The organism is Chelativorans sp. Marseille-P2723 (assembly GCF_902809845.1).
Lineage (GTDB): Bacteria > Pseudomonadota > Alphaproteobacteria > Rhizobiales > Rhizobiaceae > Chelativorans.
The window spans coordinates 256,859-272,888 of the sequence record NZ_CADDWI010000008.1; the positions used below are offsets into that span (position 1 = coordinate 256,859).

The 16,030-nt window shown below is 60.0% G+C and carries 25 protein-coding genes; 24 read left to right on the forward strand and 1 reads right to left on the reverse strand.

The annotated features are described in order from the left end of the window. The first annotated feature begins 21 nt into the window (after nt 1-21). From rplP to rplQ, 19 genes are all read left to right on the forward strand, one after another. The gene (gene rplP / locus HUS57_RS03110; protein ID WP_173931468.1) at nt 22-435 is read left to right on the forward strand and encodes a 50S ribosomal protein L16; all 414 of its coding nucleotides are present in this window, start codon (nt 22-24) and stop codon (nt 433-435) included. 12 nt (nt 436-447) lie between these two features. Further along, nucleotides 448-648, forward strand: a complete 201-nt coding sequence (gene rpmC, locus HUS57_RS03115) for a 50S ribosomal protein L29 (protein WP_173931469.1) — start codon at nt 448-450, stop codon at nt 646-648. Between the two features lie 8 nt (nt 649-656). Next, nucleotides 657-905, forward strand: a complete 249-nt coding sequence (rpsQ, locus tag HUS57_RS03120) for a 30S ribosomal protein S17 (RefSeq protein ID WP_173931470.1) — start codon at nt 657-659, stop codon at nt 903-905. Between the two features lie 57 nt (nt 906-962). After that, the gene (gene rplN, locus HUS57_RS03125) at nt 963-1,331 is read left to right on the forward strand and encodes a 50S ribosomal protein L14 (protein WP_173931471.1); all 369 of its coding nucleotides are present in this window, start codon (nt 963-965) and stop codon (nt 1,329-1,331) included. 11 nt (nt 1,332-1,342) lie between these two features. Further along, on the forward strand, nt 1,343-1,657 hold the full coding sequence (gene rplX / locus HUS57_RS03130) for a 50S ribosomal protein L24 (RefSeq protein WP_173931472.1): 315 nt from the start codon (nt 1,343-1,345) through the stop codon (nt 1,655-1,657). Further along, complete coding sequence (gene rplE, locus HUS57_RS03135) at nt 1,650-2,210, forward strand: 50S ribosomal protein L5 (protein WP_173931473.1); 561 nt, start codon at nt 1,650-1,652, stop codon at nt 2,208-2,210. The genes rplX and rplE overlap by 8 nt, the downstream gene beginning before the upstream one ends. Nucleotides 2,211-2,238: 28 nt before the next feature. Then, nucleotides 2,239-2,544, forward strand: a complete 306-nt coding sequence (gene rpsN, locus HUS57_RS03140) for a 30S ribosomal protein S14 (protein ID WP_173931474.1) — start codon at nt 2,239-2,241, stop codon at nt 2,542-2,544. An 11-nt stretch (nt 2,545-2,555) separates the two neighbouring features. After that, nucleotides 2,556-2,954, forward strand: coding sequence for a 30S ribosomal protein S8 (gene rpsH, locus HUS57_RS03145; RefSeq protein ID WP_173931475.1), 399 nt, complete (start codon nt 2,556-2,558; stop codon nt 2,952-2,954). Between the two features lie 38 nt (nt 2,955-2,992). Further along, nucleotides 2,993-3,526, forward strand: coding sequence for a 50S ribosomal protein L6 (gene rplF, locus HUS57_RS03150; protein WP_173931476.1), 534 nt, complete (start codon nt 2,993-2,995; stop codon nt 3,524-3,526). Between the two features lie 12 nt (nt 3,527-3,538). Continuing rightward, on the forward strand, nt 3,539-3,898 hold the full coding sequence (gene rplR / locus HUS57_RS03155; RefSeq protein ID WP_173931477.1) for a 50S ribosomal protein L18: 360 nt from the start codon (nt 3,539-3,541) through the stop codon (nt 3,896-3,898). Between the two features lie 75 nt (nt 3,899-3,973). Further along, the gene (gene rpsE / locus HUS57_RS03160) at nt 3,974-4,534 is read left to right on the forward strand and encodes a 30S ribosomal protein S5 (protein WP_173931478.1); all 561 of its coding nucleotides are present in this window, start codon (nt 3,974-3,976) and stop codon (nt 4,532-4,534) included. Between the two features lie 31 nt (nt 4,535-4,565). After that, nucleotides 4,566-4,766 carry a 50S ribosomal protein L30 gene (gene rpmD / locus HUS57_RS03165; RefSeq protein ID WP_173931479.1) on the forward strand — a complete coding sequence of 67 codons (201 nt, stop codon included), beginning with the start codon at nt 4,566-4,568 and terminating at the stop codon, nt 4,764-4,766. A gap of 20 nt (nt 4,767-4,786) precedes the next feature. Next, a complete protein-coding gene (gene rplO / locus HUS57_RS03170) occupies nt 4,787-5,257 on the forward strand; it encodes a 50S ribosomal protein L15 (protein ID WP_173931480.1) in 471 nt (156 codons plus the stop codon). A gap of 221 nt (nt 5,258-5,478) precedes the next feature. Then, the gene (secY, locus tag HUS57_RS03175) at nt 5,479-6,819 is read left to right on the forward strand and encodes a preprotein translocase subunit SecY (RefSeq protein WP_173931481.1); all 1,341 of its coding nucleotides are present in this window, start codon (nt 5,479-5,481) and stop codon (nt 6,817-6,819) included. Beyond that, on the forward strand, nt 6,816-7,400 hold the full coding sequence (locus HUS57_RS03180; protein ID WP_173931482.1) for an adenylate kinase: 585 nt from the start codon (nt 6,816-6,818) through the stop codon (nt 7,398-7,400). The genes secY and HUS57_RS03180 overlap by 4 nt, the downstream gene beginning before the upstream one ends. A 244-nt stretch (nt 7,401-7,644) precedes the next feature. Beyond that, nucleotides 7,645-8,013 carry a 30S ribosomal protein S13 gene (gene rpsM, locus HUS57_RS03185; RefSeq protein ID WP_173931483.1) on the forward strand — a complete coding sequence of 123 codons (369 nt, stop codon included), beginning with the start codon at nt 7,645-7,647 and terminating at the stop codon, nt 8,011-8,013. A 137-nt stretch (nt 8,014-8,150) separates the two neighbouring features. Then, nucleotides 8,151-8,540: a 30S ribosomal protein S11 gene (rpsK, locus tag HUS57_RS03190; protein WP_173931484.1), complete on the forward strand. Its 390-nt coding sequence runs from the start codon at nt 8,151-8,153 to the stop codon at nt 8,538-8,540. Between the two features lie 96 nt (nt 8,541-8,636). Next, nucleotides 8,637-9,647, forward strand: coding sequence for a DNA-directed RNA polymerase subunit alpha (locus HUS57_RS03195; protein WP_173931485.1), 1,011 nt, complete (start codon nt 8,637-8,639; stop codon nt 9,645-9,647). A gap of 44 nt (nt 9,648-9,691) precedes the next feature. Next, nucleotides 9,692-10,123, forward strand: a complete 432-nt coding sequence (gene rplQ / locus HUS57_RS03200) for a 50S ribosomal protein L17 (protein ID WP_173931486.1) — start codon at nt 9,692-9,694, stop codon at nt 10,121-10,123. 110 nt (nt 10,124-10,233) lie between these two features. Here rplQ and HUS57_RS03205 read toward each other — a convergent pair whose 3' ends face one another. After that, complete coding sequence (locus HUS57_RS03205; protein WP_173931487.1) at nt 10,234-10,584, reverse strand: DMT family protein; 351 nt, start codon at nt 10,582-10,584, stop codon at nt 10,234-10,236. 231 nt (nt 10,585-10,815) lie between these two features. On the opposite strand from HUS57_RS03205, the gene HUS57_RS03210 reads away from it, so the two are divergent. The 5 genes from HUS57_RS03210 to HUS57_RS03230 all read left to right on the forward strand — a co-directional run bounded on the left by HUS57_RS03210 (nt 10,816) and on the right by HUS57_RS03230 (nt 15,986). After that, entirely contained in the window at nt 10,816-12,291 is a 1,476-nt protein-coding gene (locus tag HUS57_RS03210) for a Do family serine endopeptidase (RefSeq protein ID WP_173931488.1), read from the forward strand. Nucleotides 12,292-12,293: 2 nt separating this feature from the next. Next, nucleotides 12,294-13,625 carry a replication-associated recombination protein A gene (locus HUS57_RS03215; RefSeq protein WP_173932248.1) on the forward strand — a complete coding sequence of 444 codons (1,332 nt, stop codon included), beginning with the start codon at nt 12,294-12,296 and terminating at the stop codon, nt 13,623-13,625. 49 nt (nt 13,626-13,674) lie between these two features. Further along, complete coding sequence (gene crcB / locus HUS57_RS03220; RefSeq protein ID WP_173931489.1) at nt 13,675-14,055, forward strand: fluoride efflux transporter CrcB; 381 nt, start codon at nt 13,675-13,677, stop codon at nt 14,053-14,055. A gap of 14 nt (nt 14,056-14,069) precedes the next feature. After that, complete coding sequence (locus tag HUS57_RS03225; RefSeq protein WP_173931490.1) at nt 14,070-15,056, forward strand: RluA family pseudouridine synthase; 987 nt, start codon at nt 14,070-14,072, stop codon at nt 15,054-15,056. Between the two features lie 126 nt (nt 15,057-15,182). Continuing rightward, entirely contained in the window at nt 15,183-15,986 is an 804-nt protein-coding gene (locus HUS57_RS03230) for an ATP12 family protein (protein WP_173931491.1), read from the forward strand. Nucleotides 15,987-16,030: the final 44 nt, after the last annotated feature.

Consider the following 16,030-nt stretch of genomic DNA (forward strand, 5'->3'; position numbering starts at 1 on the left):
GGTAATTTGGAGTAATAAGAGATGCTGCAACCAAAGCGCACGAAGTTCCGCAAGCAGTTCAAGGGCCGCATCCACGGTGCAGCGAAAGGCGGGACAGATCTCAATTTTGGTTCTTATGGCTTGAAGGCGATGGAGCCCGAACGTGTGACTGCGCGCCAGATCGAGGCTGCCCGACGCGCCATCACCCGCTTTATGAAGCGGCAGGGGCGCGTGTGGATCCGGATTTTTCCCGATCTGCCGGTGAGCTCGAAGCCAACCGAGGTGCGCATGGGCAAAGGCAAGGGCTCGGTGGATTACTGGGCCTGCCGCGTGAAGCCTGGCCGCATCATGTTTGAGATTGATGGTGTGCCCGACGATGTGGCGCGAGAGGCATTGCGGCTCGGGGCGTCCAAGCTGCCGGTCAAGACGCGCTTCGTCCAGCGCATTGCGGAATAGGAGTAGCACGCCATGAAGGCCGCAGACGTACGGGCGATGACGCCCGACCAGCTTCAGGATGAGCTGGAAAAGCTGAAGAAAGAACAGTTCAATCTCCGTTTCCAGAAGGCGACGGGGCAGTTGGAGAAAACCGCGCGGGTTAAGCAGGTTCGCCGTAACATTGCGCGCATCAAGACAATCGCCGCCGAAAAGGCGGCCGGCAAGAAGGCCTGAGGACGACAATGCCAAAGCGCGTTTTGCAGGGCACCGTGGTAAGCGACAAGAATGACAAGACGGTTGTGGTTCTTGTCGAGCGCCGGTTTGCGCATCCGCTACTGAAGAAAACGGTGCGCCGTACCAAGCGGTACAAGGCACACGACGAGGAAAATGTGTGCAAGGTCGGTGATATCGTGCTGATCCAGGAGTCGCGCCCGATTTCGAAGGACAAGACCTGGGTTGTCGTGAACGAAGCTCAGGCACAACAAGGTTGATAGTGCGGGCGAAGCGCTTTAAGCGCTCGCAGCGATAGAAATAGAAGGCGGCCAGTCATGATTCAGATGCAAACAAACCTCGACGTGGCGGACAATTCCGGCGCCCGTCGTGTCATGTGCATCAAGGTGCTCGGCGGCTCGAAGCGGAAATACGCCTCGGTGGGCGACATTATCGTCGTCTCGGTCAAGGAGGCGATCCCGCGCGGGCGTGTGAAGAAGGGCGACGTGATGAAGGCGGTGGTTGTGCGCACTGCCAAGGATATCCGCCGTGCAGACGGAAGCGTGATTCGTTTTGACAGCAACGCTGCCGTTTTGGTGGACAACAAAAGAGAGCCTGTGGGCACGCGTATCTTCGGACCGGTTCCGCGCGAATTGCGCGCCAAGAACCACATGAAGATCATCTCGCTGGCGCCGGAAGTGCTCTAAGGGACCGGAAAATGCAGAAGATCAAAAAAGGCGACAGGGTCGTCGTGCTCTCCGGCCGTGACAAAGGACGCACGGGCGAAGTTTTGAAGATGATGCCCAAGGAGTCCAAGGCATTGGTGAGCGGCGTCAACCTCGTGCGTCGCCACCAGAAGCAGACGGCGCAGACGGAAGGCGGCATCATTACCAAGGAAGCCCCGATCCACGTGTCGAACCTGGCAATTGCCGATCCGAAGGACGGGAAGCCGACGCGCGTCGGTTTCCGGATCGAGGCGGATGGCAAGAAGGTGCGCGTGGCGAAGCGCTCGGGAGAATTGATCGATGGCTAAGGCAGATTACCAGCCGCGCTTGAAGCAGCAGTACGAGGAGGTGATCCGCAAGCAGCTCCTCGAACAGTTTGGCTACCGCAACGGGATGCAGGTTCCGCGCATCGAGAAGGTAGTCATCAATATGGGTGTCGGCGAGGCGACAGGCGATTCCAAGAAGCCGTCGGTGGCGGCTGAGGATCTGGCGCTGATTGCCGGCCAGAAGGCGGTCATAACCAAGGCACGCAAATCCATCGCCGGGTTCAAGCTGCGCGAGCATATGCCGATCGGAGCCAAGGTAACGCTGCGCAAGGCGCGCATGTATGAGTTCCTGGACAGACTCGTCAACGTTGCGCTGCCGCGCGTGCGCGACTTCCGCGGCCTCAACCCGAAGAGCTTTGACGGCCGTGGCAACTTCGCCATGGGCATCAAGGAGCATATCGTGTTCCCCGAGATCAACTACGACAAGGTCGACCAGATCTGGGGAATGGACATCATCGTCTGTACGACTGCGGAGACCGATGAGGAGGCGAGGGCCCTTCTGAAGGCCTTCAACTTCCCGTTCCGTCAGCAGTAACGGCAGGCGAGCACAAGGAAAGCATCATATGGCAAAGATCAGCGCAGTTGAGAAGAACAAGAGGCGCCGGAAGATGGTGAACCGCTATGCCGACAGGCGTGCGGCGCTGAAGGCCATCATCATGGACAAGAACAGGCCCATAGAGGAGCGGTTCAAGGCGCAGCTTCAGCTTGCCTCGCTTCCACGCAACTCTTCTAAAACGCGCATCCGCAATCGTTGTGACGTGACGGGCCGTCCTCGCGGCTACTATCGCAAGCTCAGGATGTCGCGCATCGCGCTGCGGGAACTAGGCAATAGCGGCCTCATTCCCGGCTTGGTCAAGTCGAGCTGGTAGGAGACGAGAAGATGTCTGTGAATGATCCGCTCGGCGATATGCTGACCCGCATCCGCAATGCAATCGGCCGCCGGAAGCTCAAGGTTTCCTCGCCAGCATCGCGGCTTCGCGCTCGAGTGCTCGATGTGATGAAGCAGGAAGGCTATATCCGCGATTACAGCCAGATCGACTATGGCAATGGCAAGTCGGAGCTTGAGATCGAGCTTAAGTATTTCGACGGCGCGCCGGTGATCCGCGAGATCTCCCGGGTTTCCAAGCCGGGCCGTCGCGTCTATGTCTCGGTCAAGTCGATTCCCCAGGTCGCCAATGGCCTTGGTATCGCGATTTTATCAACGCCAAAGGGCGTGATGGCCGATCATCAGGCGCGTGAGCAGAATGTCGGCGGAGAAATTCTCTGCCAGATATTCTGATCCCGGCAGGCTGACGAAGAACAAGAGGACAAGACACGATGTCTCGCATAGGCAAGAAGCCGGTCCCGGTGCCGCAGGACGTTAAGGCCACCGTCGAAGGACAGACGGTAACGGCGAAGGGACCCAAGGGCGAGCTGAAGTTCGTCGTCAATGACGAGGTGCTGGTGAAGCTGGAGGACGGTTCCATCTTTGTCGATCCGCGCGACCAATCCAAGCTGGCGCGCTCCAAATGGGGCATGTCGCGCACGCAGATCGCCAACATATTGACCGGCGTGAAGGACGGCTTCGAGAAGCGGCTTGAGATCAGTGGCGTCGGCTATCGCGCTGCAATGCAGGGCAAGCGGCTCCAGCTTTCGGTCGGCTACAGCCACGAGATCCATTACGATCCGCCGGAGGGCATTACCATTGCTGTTCCGAAACCGACTGAGATCGTGGTTTCCGGTATCGACCGGCAGGTGGTGGGCCAGGTTGCGGCTGAGATCCGCAAGTTCCGTGAACCGGAGCCCTATAAGGGCAAGGGCGTGAAGTACGCGGACGAGATAATCGTCCGCAAGGAAGGCAAGAAGAAGTAGGGACGCAAGGCCATGGTGTCGAAGGTATCCGTTACGCGACGCGCCGGGCGCGTCCGAAGAAAACTGAAGCAGGTCTCGAGCGAACGGCCGCGGCTTTCGGTGTTCCGCTCGTCGAAGAACATCTATGCGCAGATCATAGACGACGTGAAGGGGCACACGCTGGCTGCAGCCTCCACGCTTGAGAAGGATCTGAAGGGCAAGCTCAAGAGCGGTAGCGATGCGGCCGCTGCAACCGAAGTGGGCAAGCTGATCGCCGAGCGCGCCAAGAAGGCTGGCGTCGGGAAGGTGGTCTTTGACCGCGGGCCTTACCTCTATCACGGGCGGGTCAAGGCGCTTGCCGACGCGGCCCGCGAGGGTGGCCTGGAATTCTAGTCAGTTTCGGGCGCCTTGGAGCGTCCGAAGCTTTTATTAACCCCGTGCTACCGGAAAAGAACAAGGACAAGGACAATGGCACAAGGCCGCAGGGACGACCGCCGCGAGCGCGAAGAGCGTGATAGCGAGTTCGTCGACAAGCTCGTTCACATCAATCGCGTTGCAAAGGTGGTCAAAGGCGGCCGCCGGTTTGGCTTCGCTGCGCTCGTCGTCGTTGGCGACCAGAAGGGGCGCGTTGGCTTCGGCCACGGCAAGGCCCGTGAGGTGCCGGAAGCGATCCGCAAAGCGACGGAAGCCGCCAAGCGCGATATGATCTTTGTGCCGCTACGCGACGGCCGGACGCTGCATCACGATGTGCACGGACGCCATGGAGCCGGGAAAGTTCTCTTGCGTGCGGCCAAGCCGGGTTCGGGTGTCATTGCCGGAGGGCCGATGCGCGCGGTGTTCGATACGTTAGGCGTCCAGGACGTAGTTGCCAAATCGCTTGGCTCGTCCAATCCCTACAACATGGTACGCGCCACCTTCGACGCATTGAAGCGCCAGCTCCATCCCAAGGATGTGGCCGCGCAGCGGGGCATCAAATATTCAAGCCTGCAGGCGCGGCGTGAAACGGCGACCGCCGGGGCAGAGGAATAGGCCGACGCGGCCTAAGCGAGGAAAGAGCAAGATGGCTGAAAAGAGACAGGGCAAGACGATCACTGTCGAGCAGATCGCCAGCCCCATCCGTCGACCTAAGGAACAGCGTGCAACGCTGATCGGGCTGGGACTTAACAAGCTGCGTCGCCGTGCCACGCTTGAGGATACGCCTTCGGTACGCGGTATGATCGCGCGGGTGCAGCATCTCGTGCGGGTCGTCGACGAAGCCTGAGGAATCGAGGAACGGACGAAATGAAACTCAACGAACTCAGGGACCAGCAAGGAGCAACCCACGCGCGCAAGCGCGTCGGGCGCGGCATCGGTTCGGGACTGGGCAAGACCGGCGGGCGAGGCGTGAAAGGCCAGAAGTCCCGCTCCGGTGTTGCTATCAAGGGCTTTGAAGGCGGGCAGATGCCGATTTATCGGCGCCTGCCGAAGCGGGGCTTCAGGAACATTTTCGGCAAGAAGTTCAATGAGGTCTCCGTCGGCCGCATCCAGGCAGCTATCGATGCCGGTAAGCTCGATGCCAAGGAGACAATTGATGCGCCAGCGCTGGTGAAGGCAGGGGTCATTCGCCGCGTCAAGGACGGCGTGCGCCTGCTTGGCGGCGGCGAGATCGCCGCCCGTGTGACGCTCGATATCTCTGGCGCTTCTAAATCGGCTGTCGAGAAGGTCGAGAAAGCTGGCGGCTCGGTGAAGCTGCCCGAAAAGGCTGCGGAATAACTCGTCAAGTCGAGCGGCAGAGCGATCTGCCGCTTGCAAGGCGGCCGTCCGAAGCCTATCTCGGGCTTCGGTATCGTATGTGGCGATGGAAGTCGCGACACGGGCCGTTCAAAAGTGCGGGCCTCGTATCCTTCATGTCCGATAGGGCAGGGTTGATGTTCAAACGGCCGCCATTTTTCCTGGTCGCGCATGGGCGCGCGTGACGAAGCGGAGAATTCTTCATGGCATCGGCAGCCGAGCAACTTGCGTCGAATCTTAATTTCGCGGCCTTCGCAAAGGCCGAGGATCTCAAAAAGCGCATCTGGTTCACGCTCGGCGCACTTCTCGTTTATCGATTGGGCACGTACATCCCCATGCCGGGGATCAATCCAGAGGCATTCGCCCAGGCTTTCCAGCAGCAGTCTGGCGGCGTGCTCGGCATGTTCAACATGTTCGCTGGCGGTGCTGTTGAGCGCATGGCAATCTTCGCGCTCGGCATCATGCCGTATATCTCGGCCTCCATCATCATGCAGCTCATGACAAGCGTGGTGCCGACGCTGGAGCAGCTTAAGAAAGAGGGTGAACAGGGTCGCAAGGTCATCAACCAGTATACGCGCTACGGCACGGTTCTGCTTGCGACGGTGCAGGCTTATGGCATCGCCGTGGGGTTGGAAAGCGGGGGTAACATCGTTACCGATCCTGGCTGGTTCTTCCGCCTGTCGGCCGTTATCACGCTTGTTGGCGGCACAATGTTCCTGATGTGGCTGGGCGAACAGATCACCGCGCGCGGTATCGGTAATGGCATCTCGCTCATCATTTTTGCAGGCATCGTTGCGGGGCTTCCCTCAGCGATTGGCGGAACGCTCGAACTTGGCCGAACCGGTGCTATGTCGACAGGGCTCATCCTCGGCATCATCGTTCTTGCAGTCGTTGTGATTGGAATCATCGTGTTCTTCGAACGTGCGCAGCGGCGGCTTCTGATCCAGTACCCCAAGCGTCAGGTGGGCAACCGCATGTTCCAGGGGGATACGTCGCACCTGCCGCTGAAGCTCAACACCGCAGGCGTCATCCCGCCGATCTTCGCATCCTCGCTCCTGCTCCTTCCGCCTACGGTCGCGGGGTTCTCTGATGCAACGCAGCTTCCTGCCTGGGCCAACACGGTGCTGGCGACGCTTGGCCATGGCCAGCCTCTCTATATGGTGCTTTACGCTGCGCTGATCGCTTTCTTTGCCTTCTTCTATACCGCCATTGTCTTCAACCCCAAGGACACAGCCGAACAGTTGAAGAAGCATTCGGGGTTCATCCCCGGCTACCGGCCGGGTGAGCGGACGGCGGAGTACATCGATTACGTGCTGACCCGCATAACGGTAGTCGGCGCAATCTACCTGGTGCTTGTGTGTCTGCTTCCGGAGTTTCTGATTTCGGCGACGGGAGTGCCGTTCTATCTCGGCGGAACCTCGCTTCTGATCGTCGTCAGCGTGACGCTGGATACGGTGGCACAGGTGCAGGGACACCTGATTGCCCACCAATATGAGGGACTGATCAAGAAGTCGAAGCTCCGTGGGGGCAGGAGAGGAAGATGAGGCTAATATTATTGGGACCGCCCGGAGCCGGCAAAGGGACGCAGTCGCAGATTCTGGTGAGCAAGTTTGGAGTACCGCAGCTTTCTACAGGGGACATGTTGCGGGCTGCCGTCGAAGCGGGGACCGATATCGGCAAGCGGGCTAAGGCTGTTATGGACGCTGGGGAACTGGTGTCGGATATTATCGTCAACGCCATTGTGGCGGAGCGTATCGATCAGCCCGATTGCGCAAACGGCTTCATCCTTGATGGCTTTCCGCGCACGCTCGCACAGGCTGACGCGGTCGAGGCGATGCTTGAAGAAAGGGGCCTGACGCTGGACGCGGTGATCGAGCTTGTCGTGGACGACAAGGCGCTTGTCGGCCGAATCGAGAAGCGGGCCGAAGAGGCTAAGGCCGCTGGCAAGCCCGTGCGGAAGGACGATAACCCTGAAATCTTCGAGGAACGCTTGCGGGAATACTACAAGAAGACGGCTCCGCTCACCGGCTACTATTACGCCAAGGGCAAGCTGCATACGGTAGATGGCATGGCGAGCATAGAAGAGGTGACGGCGCAGATCGAAGAAGTCCTTCGCTCGCTTTAGGGGACGAACCGGGGTGATGCGAGATCCCCCGAAACATTACCCTGGCAGTGCTTGGCCGCAACTGATCAATCGGGGGAGTTGACTTTTCCCCGTGATTCCTTCAAAGACGGCGCCAATTCGCTGAATGTCAAAGCGTCGGTGCCGGTCGGAAAGCAACATGTCCGGGCCGGACGTTTTCGTCTTGTCCGGTGATGATAGAAAGGCTGCCGGACGAGGCGGCGAAAAGAAACCAAGGAGAGCCGACGTGGCCCGTATTGCTGGCGTCAACATTCCGACCAACAAGCGCGTGGTGATCGCGCTGCAATATATTCACGGAATTGGGCCGAAGCTTGCCCGAGACATTGTCACCAAGGTGAACATACCGGACGACCGGCGCGTGCATCAGCTTACCGATGCAGAGGTGCTGGCTATCCGTGAGACCATCGACCGCGAGTTCCAGGTCGAGGGCGACCTGCGCCGCGAGGTGTCGATGAACATCAAGCGTTTGATGGATCTCGGTTGCTATCGCGGTTTGCGCCACCGTCGTTCGCTGCCCGTTCGCGGCCAGCGCACGCATACCAATGCACGCACCCGCAAGGGGCCGGCAAAGCCGATTGCGGGCAAGAAGAAGTAAGGGAAGGGGCCGCCGCGGCGATATGCTCTGCTGCAGTGGTAAAACTGTCAGCCGTCATGTCCGTCCCGTGCCGCTGCTCCATCCAAGGTGTAGCCGCTGGAATTACGGCGGCGTAGAGATCGATCGAAAGGAATATCATGGCAAAGGAAGCCACGCGCATACGCCGTCGCGAGCGTAAGAACATTTCCTCCGGTGTTGCCCACGTAAATTCGTCCTTCAACAATACCATGATCACGATCACTGATGCGCAGGGTAATGCCATCGCGTGGTCTTCGGCTGGTGCTCAAGGGTTTAAGGGGTCCCGCAAATCAACCCCGTTCGCTGCCCAGGTCGCGGCCGAAGATTGTGCTCGCAAGGCACAGGAACACGGAATGCGCACCCTGGAGGTGGAGGTCTCCGGGCCGGGATCAGGCAGGGAATCGGCGCTTCGGGCCTTGCAGGCGGCTGGCTTCACCATTACCTCCATTCGTGACGTGACTCCCATCCCGCATAATGGATGCCGCCCGCGCAAGAAGCGCAGGGTATAGGGCATTTTGCCGTATGAGCGCGATCTTGCGCTCCTCTACGGTTTCCAGAACGCCCGCCACGATTGGATGGTGGTGGGGTAACGGAAGGACAAATCCATGATCCAGAAGAACTGGCAGGAACTCATCAAGCCAAGCAAGATCGAGTTCACTTCCAAGGGCCGGCTGAAAACGACGCTGGTCGCCGAACCGCTAGAACGCGGCTTCGGGTTGACGCTTGGCAACGCGCTGCGGCGCGTTCTGCTTTCCTCGCTCCGCGGCGCGGCGGTTACCGCGGTGCAGATCGACGGCGTATTACATGAATTTTCCTCGATTGCCGGTGTGCGTGAGGACGTGACGGACATCGTCCTCAACATCAAGGAAATAGCCATCAAGATGGAAGGCGAAGGGCCAAAGCGCATGGTTGTGCGCAAGCACGGCCCAGGCGTCGTGACTGCCGGCGATATTCAGACCATTGGCGATGTCGAGATTTTGAATCCCGACCACGTGATCTGCACGCTGGACCAGGATGCCGAGATCCGCATGGAGTTCACGGTTGATACGGGCAAGGGCTATGTGCCGGCCGAGCGCAACCGCGCGGAAGACGCACCTATTGGACTCATCCCCGTCGATAGCCTTTATTCGCCGGTCAAGAAGGTATCTTACAAGGTTGAGAATACCCGCGAGGGTCAGATTCTCGATTATGATAAGCTGACGATGACCATCGAGACGGATGGGTCGGTTTCGGGCGAGGACGCGGTGGCTTTTGCCGCGCGCATCCTGCAGGATCAGCTCTCCCTCTTCGTCAATTTTGAAGAGCCGCAGAAGGAACAGCCGGCCGAGCAGGTCACGGAGCTTGCCTTCAATCCGGCGCTTTTGAAGAAGGTGGACGAACTGGAGCTTTCGGTCCGTTCGGCGAACTGCTTGAAGAATGACAACATCGTCTATATCGGCGACCTGATCCAGAAGACGGAAGCCGAAATGCTGCGAACCCCGAATTTCGGACGCAAGTCGCTGAACGAGATCAAGGAAGTGCTGGCTTCGATGGGCCTGCATCTTGGTATGGAAGTGCCCGACTGGCCGCCCGAGAACATCGAAGAACTGGCCAAGCGCTACGAAGACCAGTATTGAGCCCCGCCGGCTGCGTTCCGCAGGGGAATTGAAGGAGATAAGCAATGCGTCACGGAAGATCCGGCCGCAAGCTGAACAGGACATCGAGCCATCGCAAGGCCATGTTCGCCAATATGGCCGCCGCGCTCATCGAGCATGAGCAGATTGTAACGACACTTCCCAAGGCAAAGGAGCTTCGCCCCATTGTTGAGAAGCTCGTGACGCTCGGCAAGCGCGGGGATCTGCATGCTCGCCGACGGGCGATTGCAGCCATTAGGGACGAGGATATAGTAAAGCGCCTTTTCGACACCGTGGCGCCGCGTTACGCCTCGCGCAATGGCGGCTACACGCGGGTCATGAAGGCCGGTTTCCGTTACGGCGACAATGCCGCGATGGCGGTGATCGAGTTCGTCGATCGCGACGTGGAAGCTAAGGGCGCGGCCGACCGGGCGCGGCTTGAGGCCGAAGCGGCGAATGAGGAAGCCGAGGCAGCCTGACGGAGTTTGCAGCGCAACTCCGGCAATAGGCCGGTAACGGAAGGGGCCAACGCGGCCCCTTTTTGATTCACCTGACCGGACTTGTTCCTCGCAGCGAAGGTGAAGCGCGGTCAGCCAAGCGGCCCCTTGAAGATAAAGAAGGCGCCGAGGCAGATGAACATAAAGCCCATGGCGTGGTTAAGCGTGATCTGCTCGCCCAGATAGGTCACGGAGAAGACAGCAAAGACCGAGAGTGTTATTACCTCCTGTATGGTCTTCAATTCTGCGGCGCTATAGACGGCATGGCCATAGCGGTTGGCGGGCACAGCGAAACAATATTCGACGAAGGCAATGCCCCAGCTCACCAGGATGATGAGCAGGAGGGGCCTGGACCCGAATTTCAAATGGCCGTACCAGGCGAAGGTCATGAAGATGTTGGAAAAGGAAAGCAGGACAATGGGCGTCAGATGGGGCAGGCTCATATGTGTCCTCGAAGTCGCCTAAGATTGTCAGGAAACATCCGTGTGATTCGGGCAGAGCTACGCTATTGCGACAGCGGTGAAATGGGAACGCTTCAACGAAGCATGAACGAGGATCGCCACCGCGGATTTTGCCGAGGCCATTGTTCTTGCCCGGCAAGGGGAGGGCGCGGCAGCCATTTCTTCTACACATTCCTATGTAAAAGAGGCTTAGTTCGAAGGCCAAGGATTCCAATGAGAAACAACAAGCTACGCTTTCCCTGGCTGTTAGTTGCACTTGCCATTTTAGCTGCTCCCGTTGAGGCCCAGGAGAGGGGAAACGGCACGCTGCTCGATCCGCTGACGAGGCTTCTTCGAGGCAGCGGGGAAGAGATGGAAAGACCGCAAGAGCTGCAGCGGCGCATTCCCTTCTCCAGGGAGGAGATGCAGCTTTCCTTCGCGCCACTCGTCGCCCAGACGAGCCCGGCGGTAGTCAACGTCTACGCCTCGACCAGGGTGCAGGCACGGTCTCCCTTCATGGGCGATCCCTTCTTCGAACGATTTTTTAATTTTCCACAAATGCCACCCCGCCACCGCTCATCACTCGGCTCCGGCGTGGTGGTCGATCCCTCTGGAGTCGTGGTCACGAATTATCATGTGGTCCGCGATGCCGACCAGGTGAAGGTTGCCATGGCGGATGGGCGCGAATTCACCAGCAAGATCCTGCTTCAGGATGAACAGCTCGACCTTGCCGTGATGAAGATCGAAGGCACGGAGCCTTTCCCCGCCGCTCAGCTTGGCGATTCGGAAGCTTTGGAGGTTGGGGATCTTGTGCTTGCCATCGGCAATCCCTTCGGGGTCGGGCAGACAACCACCAGCGGTATCGTGTCGGCTTTGGCGCGCACACCGAGTGGCATTTCCGATTTTGGCTTCTTCATCCAGACGGATGCGGCAATCAACCCAGGCAATTCTGGCGGCGCGCTCATCAATATGAGCGGCGAGGTTGTTGGCATCAACACAGCGATCTACAGCCGCTCGGGTGGGTCCAATGGGATCGGTTTCGCCATTCCAGCCAACATTGTGCGCGCAGTGGTGGATGCAGCCAAGAATGGCAAGGATTATTTCCAGCGTCCCTATGTTGGCGCAAGTTTTGATCGTGTAACCGCAGCGATCGCGGAGGCGCTGGGCATGGAGCGGCCGGTGGGCGCGCTGGTTACGGATGTCGCACCGGAAAGCCCCGCCGAGAAGGCCAGCTTGCGGGCTGCGGACGTGGTGATCGGCGTGAACGGCCGTTCGGTCGATACGCCCGAGGCGGTCGATTACAGGCTTGCAACGCTCCCCATCGGCAGCGAAGCGGAAATCGAGGTTCTGCGGAACGGAAAGCGCGTTAAGCTTGCCATGCCTGTCGAGCGTCCGCCCGAAGGCAGCGGCAGGGAAGTGGAGATCGGAGGCGGACCGCTCGCGGGCGTCCGCGTTGCCGAACTGTCCCCGGCGCTTGCACAGCGCCTGCGGCTGGCGGTGAACCGGACAGGTATCGTCGTCCTCGCCGTTGCGCGTGATTCGCCAGCGGCAGGCATGGGTTTCCGCCCGGGCGACATCGTGCGGGAACTGAATGGTGAAGAAATCATCAGTGCCGAGCAGCTGAAGGACATTGCCGAGGGCGGCGCCCGTTGGTGGCAGATCACCCTGGAGCGGGGTGGGCGCACCATCCGGCAGACGCTGCGATTCTGAAAATGGGTGACCTGTTCGATAAAGATGATGAGCAGCCCATGTCTGCCGGAGGCGGCAGGCCGCTTGCAGACCGGCTGCGGCCACAGCGGCTCAGCGAGGTCGTGGGTCAGGATCATTTGACCGGACCTGATGGCGTGCTGACGCGGATGATCCGGTCCGGCTCGCTTGGCTCTCTCATCTTCTGGGGGCCGCCAGGCACGGGGAAGACCACGGTTGCCCGGCTGCTTTCTGGCGAAACGTCCATGGCTTTCGAGCAGATCTCGGCAATCTTTTCCGGCGTTGCGGACCTGAAGAAGGTGTTCGAGGCGGCGCGACTACGCCGCGCTCAAGGGCGGCAGACCCTTCTCTTCGTTGATGAGATTCACCGCTTCAACCGTGCGCAGCAGGATTCCTTCTTGCCGGTGATGGAGGATGGAACGGTCATCCTGATCGGGGCGACGACGGAAAACCCTTCCTTCGAGCTGAATGCCGCGCTTTTGTCCCGCGCGCGCGTGCTTGTCTTTCACTCGCTCGATGCAGCCAGCATTGAGCAATTGCTCAGCCGCGCGGAGGCAGCGGAGCAGCGACCCATACCGCTTGACGAAGAGGCCAGGGCCGTTCTCGTTCGTATGGCCGATGGCGACGGTCGTGCTGCGCTTACATTGGCCGAAGAAATCTGGCGGGCGGCCAGGGAGGGGGAAATATTCAACGCCGAAGCCCTCCAGCAAGTCGTGCAAAGGCGTGCGCCCATTTACGACAAGGGCCAGGACGGCCACTACAATCTCATCTCCGCCCTGCACAAGTCGGTGCGCGGCTCCGACCCGGACGCAGCGCTGTATTATCTTGCCCGCATGCTGGATGCCGGCGAGGATCCTCTATATCTCGGCCGCAGGCTGGTCCGCATGGCTGTTGAGGATATTGGGCTTGCCGACCCGCAGGCGCTCGTCATCGCGAATGCTGCCAAGGACGCCTATGATTATCTTGGTTCGCCCGAAGGCGAGCTTGCGCTGGCTCAGGCCTGCGTCTATCTCGCCACGGCGCCGAAGTCGAACGCGGTCTACACCGCGCTCAAGGCTGCCATGGCGGCTGCCAAGGAGCATGGCTCTCTCCTGCCACCCAGGCACATTCTCAACGCGCCCACGCGCCTCATGAAGGAGACGGGCTACGGGGCCGGCTATCAGTACGATCACGACATGCCGGACGCTTTTTCCGGACAGGATTATTTCCCGGAGGCTATGGGCCGCAAGACGTTCTACGATCCACCAGAACGCGGTTTCGAGCGTGAGATCAGGAAACGACTCGAATATTGGGCAAAGCTCAGGAAGGAAAGAAGCGGCGAGGACCATCAGCCATAAGTCTGAACCTGCGTTGACCTTTACCGGGGACTTACGCAAAAGGCACCTTATGAGCCATGTTCTGATCATTGCTGCTGGCGGAGCGATCGGCGCGTCGCTGCGCCATCTTGTAGGCCTTGCGGCGCTCAGGATGCTTGGTCCGGCATTTCCCTGGGGCACGCTGGCGGTGAATGTCACCGGCTCTCTAGTGATGGGAGTCTTCATCGAGTGGCTGGCGCGGCGTGCTGGCGGTGCCTCTCACGAGCTGCGCCTTTTCATCGCCACGGGTGTGCTGGGAGGCTTCACGACATTTTCGGCCTTTTCGCTGGATGTCGCCTCCTTGTGGGAGCGAGGGGCGTCGGCTTTGGCCGTCACCTATGGCATTGCCAGCGTTGCCGGCGCCATGGCTGCTCTTTTCGCCGGTCTTTGGCTGGCAAGAACCTTTCTTTAGAAGTGGAATCGCAGATGGCGGGGATTGAGCAAATAAAGGTGGACGACAGCGAAGCCGGCATGCGGCTCGACCGCTGGTTTAAGGTCCACTATCCCGGCCTGGGATTCGGGCAGTTGCAGAAGCTGCTGCGGACGGGACAGGTGCGAGTCGACGGCGCTCGCGCCAAGGCGGACACCCGCGTAACGCCGGGGCAGACTATCCGCGTTCCGCCGCTCTCCGTTGACCGCAAAAGTACTCAGCCCACGACCATGCGTACCATCCGCGGCCAGGGTGACGCGGAGGTGCTCTCCCAGATGCTCATCCACGAGGATGATAAGGTTTTCGTGTTCAACAAGCCGGCAGGGCTTGCGGTGCAGGGCGGGTCGGGCATCAGCCGCCACGTGGATGGAATGCTGGAAGCCTGGCGCAGCAAGAAAGGTGAGAAGCCGCGGCTTGTTCATCGGCTCGACCGCGATACTTCAGGCGTGCTGGTGGTGGCGCGGACGCGGCTCGCGGCGGTGAGGCTGACGGAGGCCTTTCGCGCCAGAGAAACGAAAAAGATCTACTGGGCATTGGTGAAGGGGGTTCCGAAAGCTCGGCGCGGACGCATCTCCACCTGGCTTCTGCGCGAGCAGACTCACGATGGCGACCGCATGCGCGTAGTCAAACACGGTGAGGCGGGAGCAGACCACGCCATCTCCAGCTACCGGCTGATCGAACAGGTGGGAAAGGCTCTTTCCTGGATCGAGATGGAACCTTATACCGGACGCATGCATCAGTTGCGGGTACACGCAAGACATCTTGGCACGCCCATCATCGGTGATCCCAAATACTTCGGAGCCGATCAGAATTGGGAACTGCCCGGCGGAATACAGAACCGGCTGCATCTGCATGCCCGCCGAATTGTCATTCCGCACCCTGACAGGGGCATGATCGATGTCACCGCCGAATTGCCTCCCCATATGCAGCAGAGCTGGAACCTGCTGGGCTTCGACGAGGCGGCCGCCGAGAGTGATAGCTGAAACGATTTGGTCCGGTCAGGTGACGTGCCGGAGCTGAGTGCCTATATGGGAGCAAGACGAAGATGGGCCGCCGCGCCGTGCCTGATCACAGTTTTTCGCAACGGCCCCACCGGGTAGATGAACCTAATGCGTGATATTCTGAACGACCTTGATGCTGGCCGATCCTTATCGGACGTTGATCCTATGCGCCGGGCACAAAAGCAGATGCAGACTCCGAGGCCGCGGCGCTTCTACAAGGGCGTTGACGTCGCAGAAGAGGAGGGGAAATACCGCATTCTCCTCGACGGCCGCGCGGCCCGCACGCCGGCGGGCGCGCAGATCAAGCTTGAAACCGAAGATGCCGCACGGCTCGTGGCGGCCGAATATGACAGCCAGCGCGAACATATCGATCCCATGTCGATGCCCGTGACACGCCTTGTCAACACGGCCATAGACGGGGTCAGCAATGATCCGCAAGCCGTCGCCGAGGACATCCTGCGATACGCGTCAAGCGACCTTTTGTGCTACCGCTCGGGCACGCCAGAACGTCTCGTCAGATTGCAGGCCGATGCCTGGGACCCCGTTCTCGACTGGGCGGAGGGCGTGCTTGGCGCACGGTTCGTGCTTGCAGAAGGGGTGATGCATGTGGAGCAGCCACGCGCCACAATTGCCGCTGTCAGCAGCTATCTGCGGCCCCGGCGCGAACCTCTGCGGCTTGCTGCGCTTCACGTCATGACGACGCTGACCGGTTCTGCGCTTCTCGCACTTGCGGTCGAAGCTCAGGCGCTCGACCTGGAAGCGGCCTGGTCGGCTGCCCATGTCGATGAGGACTGGAACATTTCGCAATGGGGGGAGGATGCCGAAGCATTGGCCCGGCGCGAGGCACGAAAGCGCGACATGATGGGTGCAGTAGCGCTGCTTGAGGCGCTGCGCGCCTCTTTTACCGCCTGATTGCAGTCGTTTGATAGCCGCCTCTTGTCTGGCCGAAAAGACGC

Excerpts from the sequence above, each read along its gene's own strand:
- rplP (WP_173931468.1), top strand. The coding sequence starts at position 22 with ATGCTGCAACCAAAGCGCACGAAGTTCCGCAAGCAGTTCAAGGGCCGC.
- rpmC (WP_173931469.1), top strand. The coding sequence starts at position 448 with ATGAAGGCCGCAGACGTACGGGCGATGACGCCCGACCAGCTTCAGGAT.
- rpsQ (WP_173931470.1), top strand. The coding sequence starts at position 657 with ATGCCAAAGCGCGTTTTGCAGGGCACCGTGGTAAGCGACAAGAATGAC.
- rplN (WP_173931471.1), top strand. The coding sequence starts at position 963 with ATGATTCAGATGCAAACAAACCTCGACGTGGCGGACAATTCCGGCGCC.
- rplX (WP_173931472.1), top strand. The coding sequence starts at position 1,343 with ATGCAGAAGATCAAAAAAGGCGACAGGGTCGTCGTGCTCTCCGGCCGT.
- rplE (WP_173931473.1), top strand. The coding sequence starts at position 1,650 with ATGGCTAAGGCAGATTACCAGCCGCGCTTGAAGCAGCAGTACGAGGAG.
- rpsN (WP_173931474.1), top strand. The coding sequence starts at position 2,239 with ATGGCAAAGATCAGCGCAGTTGAGAAGAACAAGAGGCGCCGGAAGATG.
- rpsH (WP_173931475.1), top strand. The coding sequence starts at position 2,556 with ATGTCTGTGAATGATCCGCTCGGCGATATGCTGACCCGCATCCGCAAT.
- rplF (WP_173931476.1), top strand. The coding sequence starts at position 2,993 with ATGTCTCGCATAGGCAAGAAGCCGGTCCCGGTGCCGCAGGACGTTAAG.
- rplR (WP_173931477.1), top strand. The coding sequence starts at position 3,539 with ATGGTGTCGAAGGTATCCGTTACGCGACGCGCCGGGCGCGTCCGAAGA.
- rpsE (WP_173931478.1), top strand. The coding sequence starts at position 3,974 with ATGGCACAAGGCCGCAGGGACGACCGCCGCGAGCGCGAAGAGCGTGAT.
- rpmD (WP_173931479.1), top strand. The coding sequence starts at position 4,566 with ATGGCTGAAAAGAGACAGGGCAAGACGATCACTGTCGAGCAGATCGCC.
- rplO (WP_173931480.1), top strand. The coding sequence starts at position 4,787 with ATGAAACTCAACGAACTCAGGGACCAGCAAGGAGCAACCCACGCGCGC.
- secY (WP_173931481.1), top strand. The coding sequence starts at position 5,479 with ATGGCATCGGCAGCCGAGCAACTTGCGTCGAATCTTAATTTCGCGGCC.
- HUS57_RS03180 (WP_173931482.1), top strand. The coding sequence starts at position 6,816 with ATGAGGCTAATATTATTGGGACCGCCCGGAGCCGGCAAAGGGACGCAG.
- rpsK (WP_173931484.1), top strand. The coding sequence starts at position 8,151 with ATGGCAAAGGAAGCCACGCGCATACGCCGTCGCGAGCGTAAGAACATT.
- HUS57_RS03195 (WP_173931485.1), top strand. The coding sequence starts at position 8,637 with ATGATCCAGAAGAACTGGCAGGAACTCATCAAGCCAAGCAAGATCGAG.
- rplQ (WP_173931486.1), top strand. The coding sequence starts at position 9,692 with ATGCGTCACGGAAGATCCGGCCGCAAGCTGAACAGGACATCGAGCCAT.
- HUS57_RS03205 (WP_173931487.1), bottom strand. The coding sequence starts at position 10,584 with ATGAGCCTGCCCCATCTGACGCCCATTGTCCTGCTTTCCTTTTCCAAC.
- HUS57_RS03210 (WP_173931488.1), top strand. The coding sequence starts at position 10,816 with ATGAGAAACAACAAGCTACGCTTTCCCTGGCTGTTAGTTGCACTTGCC.
- HUS57_RS03215 (WP_173932248.1), top strand. The coding sequence starts at position 12,294 with ATGGGTGACCTGTTCGATAAAGATGATGAGCAGCCCATGTCTGCCGGA.
- crcB (WP_173931489.1), top strand. The coding sequence starts at position 13,675 with ATGAGCCATGTTCTGATCATTGCTGCTGGCGGAGCGATCGGCGCGTCG.
- HUS57_RS03225 (WP_173931490.1), top strand. The coding sequence starts at position 14,070 with ATGGCGGGGATTGAGCAAATAAAGGTGGACGACAGCGAAGCCGGCATG.
- HUS57_RS03230 (WP_173931491.1), top strand. The coding sequence starts at position 15,183 with ATGCGTGATATTCTGAACGACCTTGATGCTGGCCGATCCTTATCGGAC.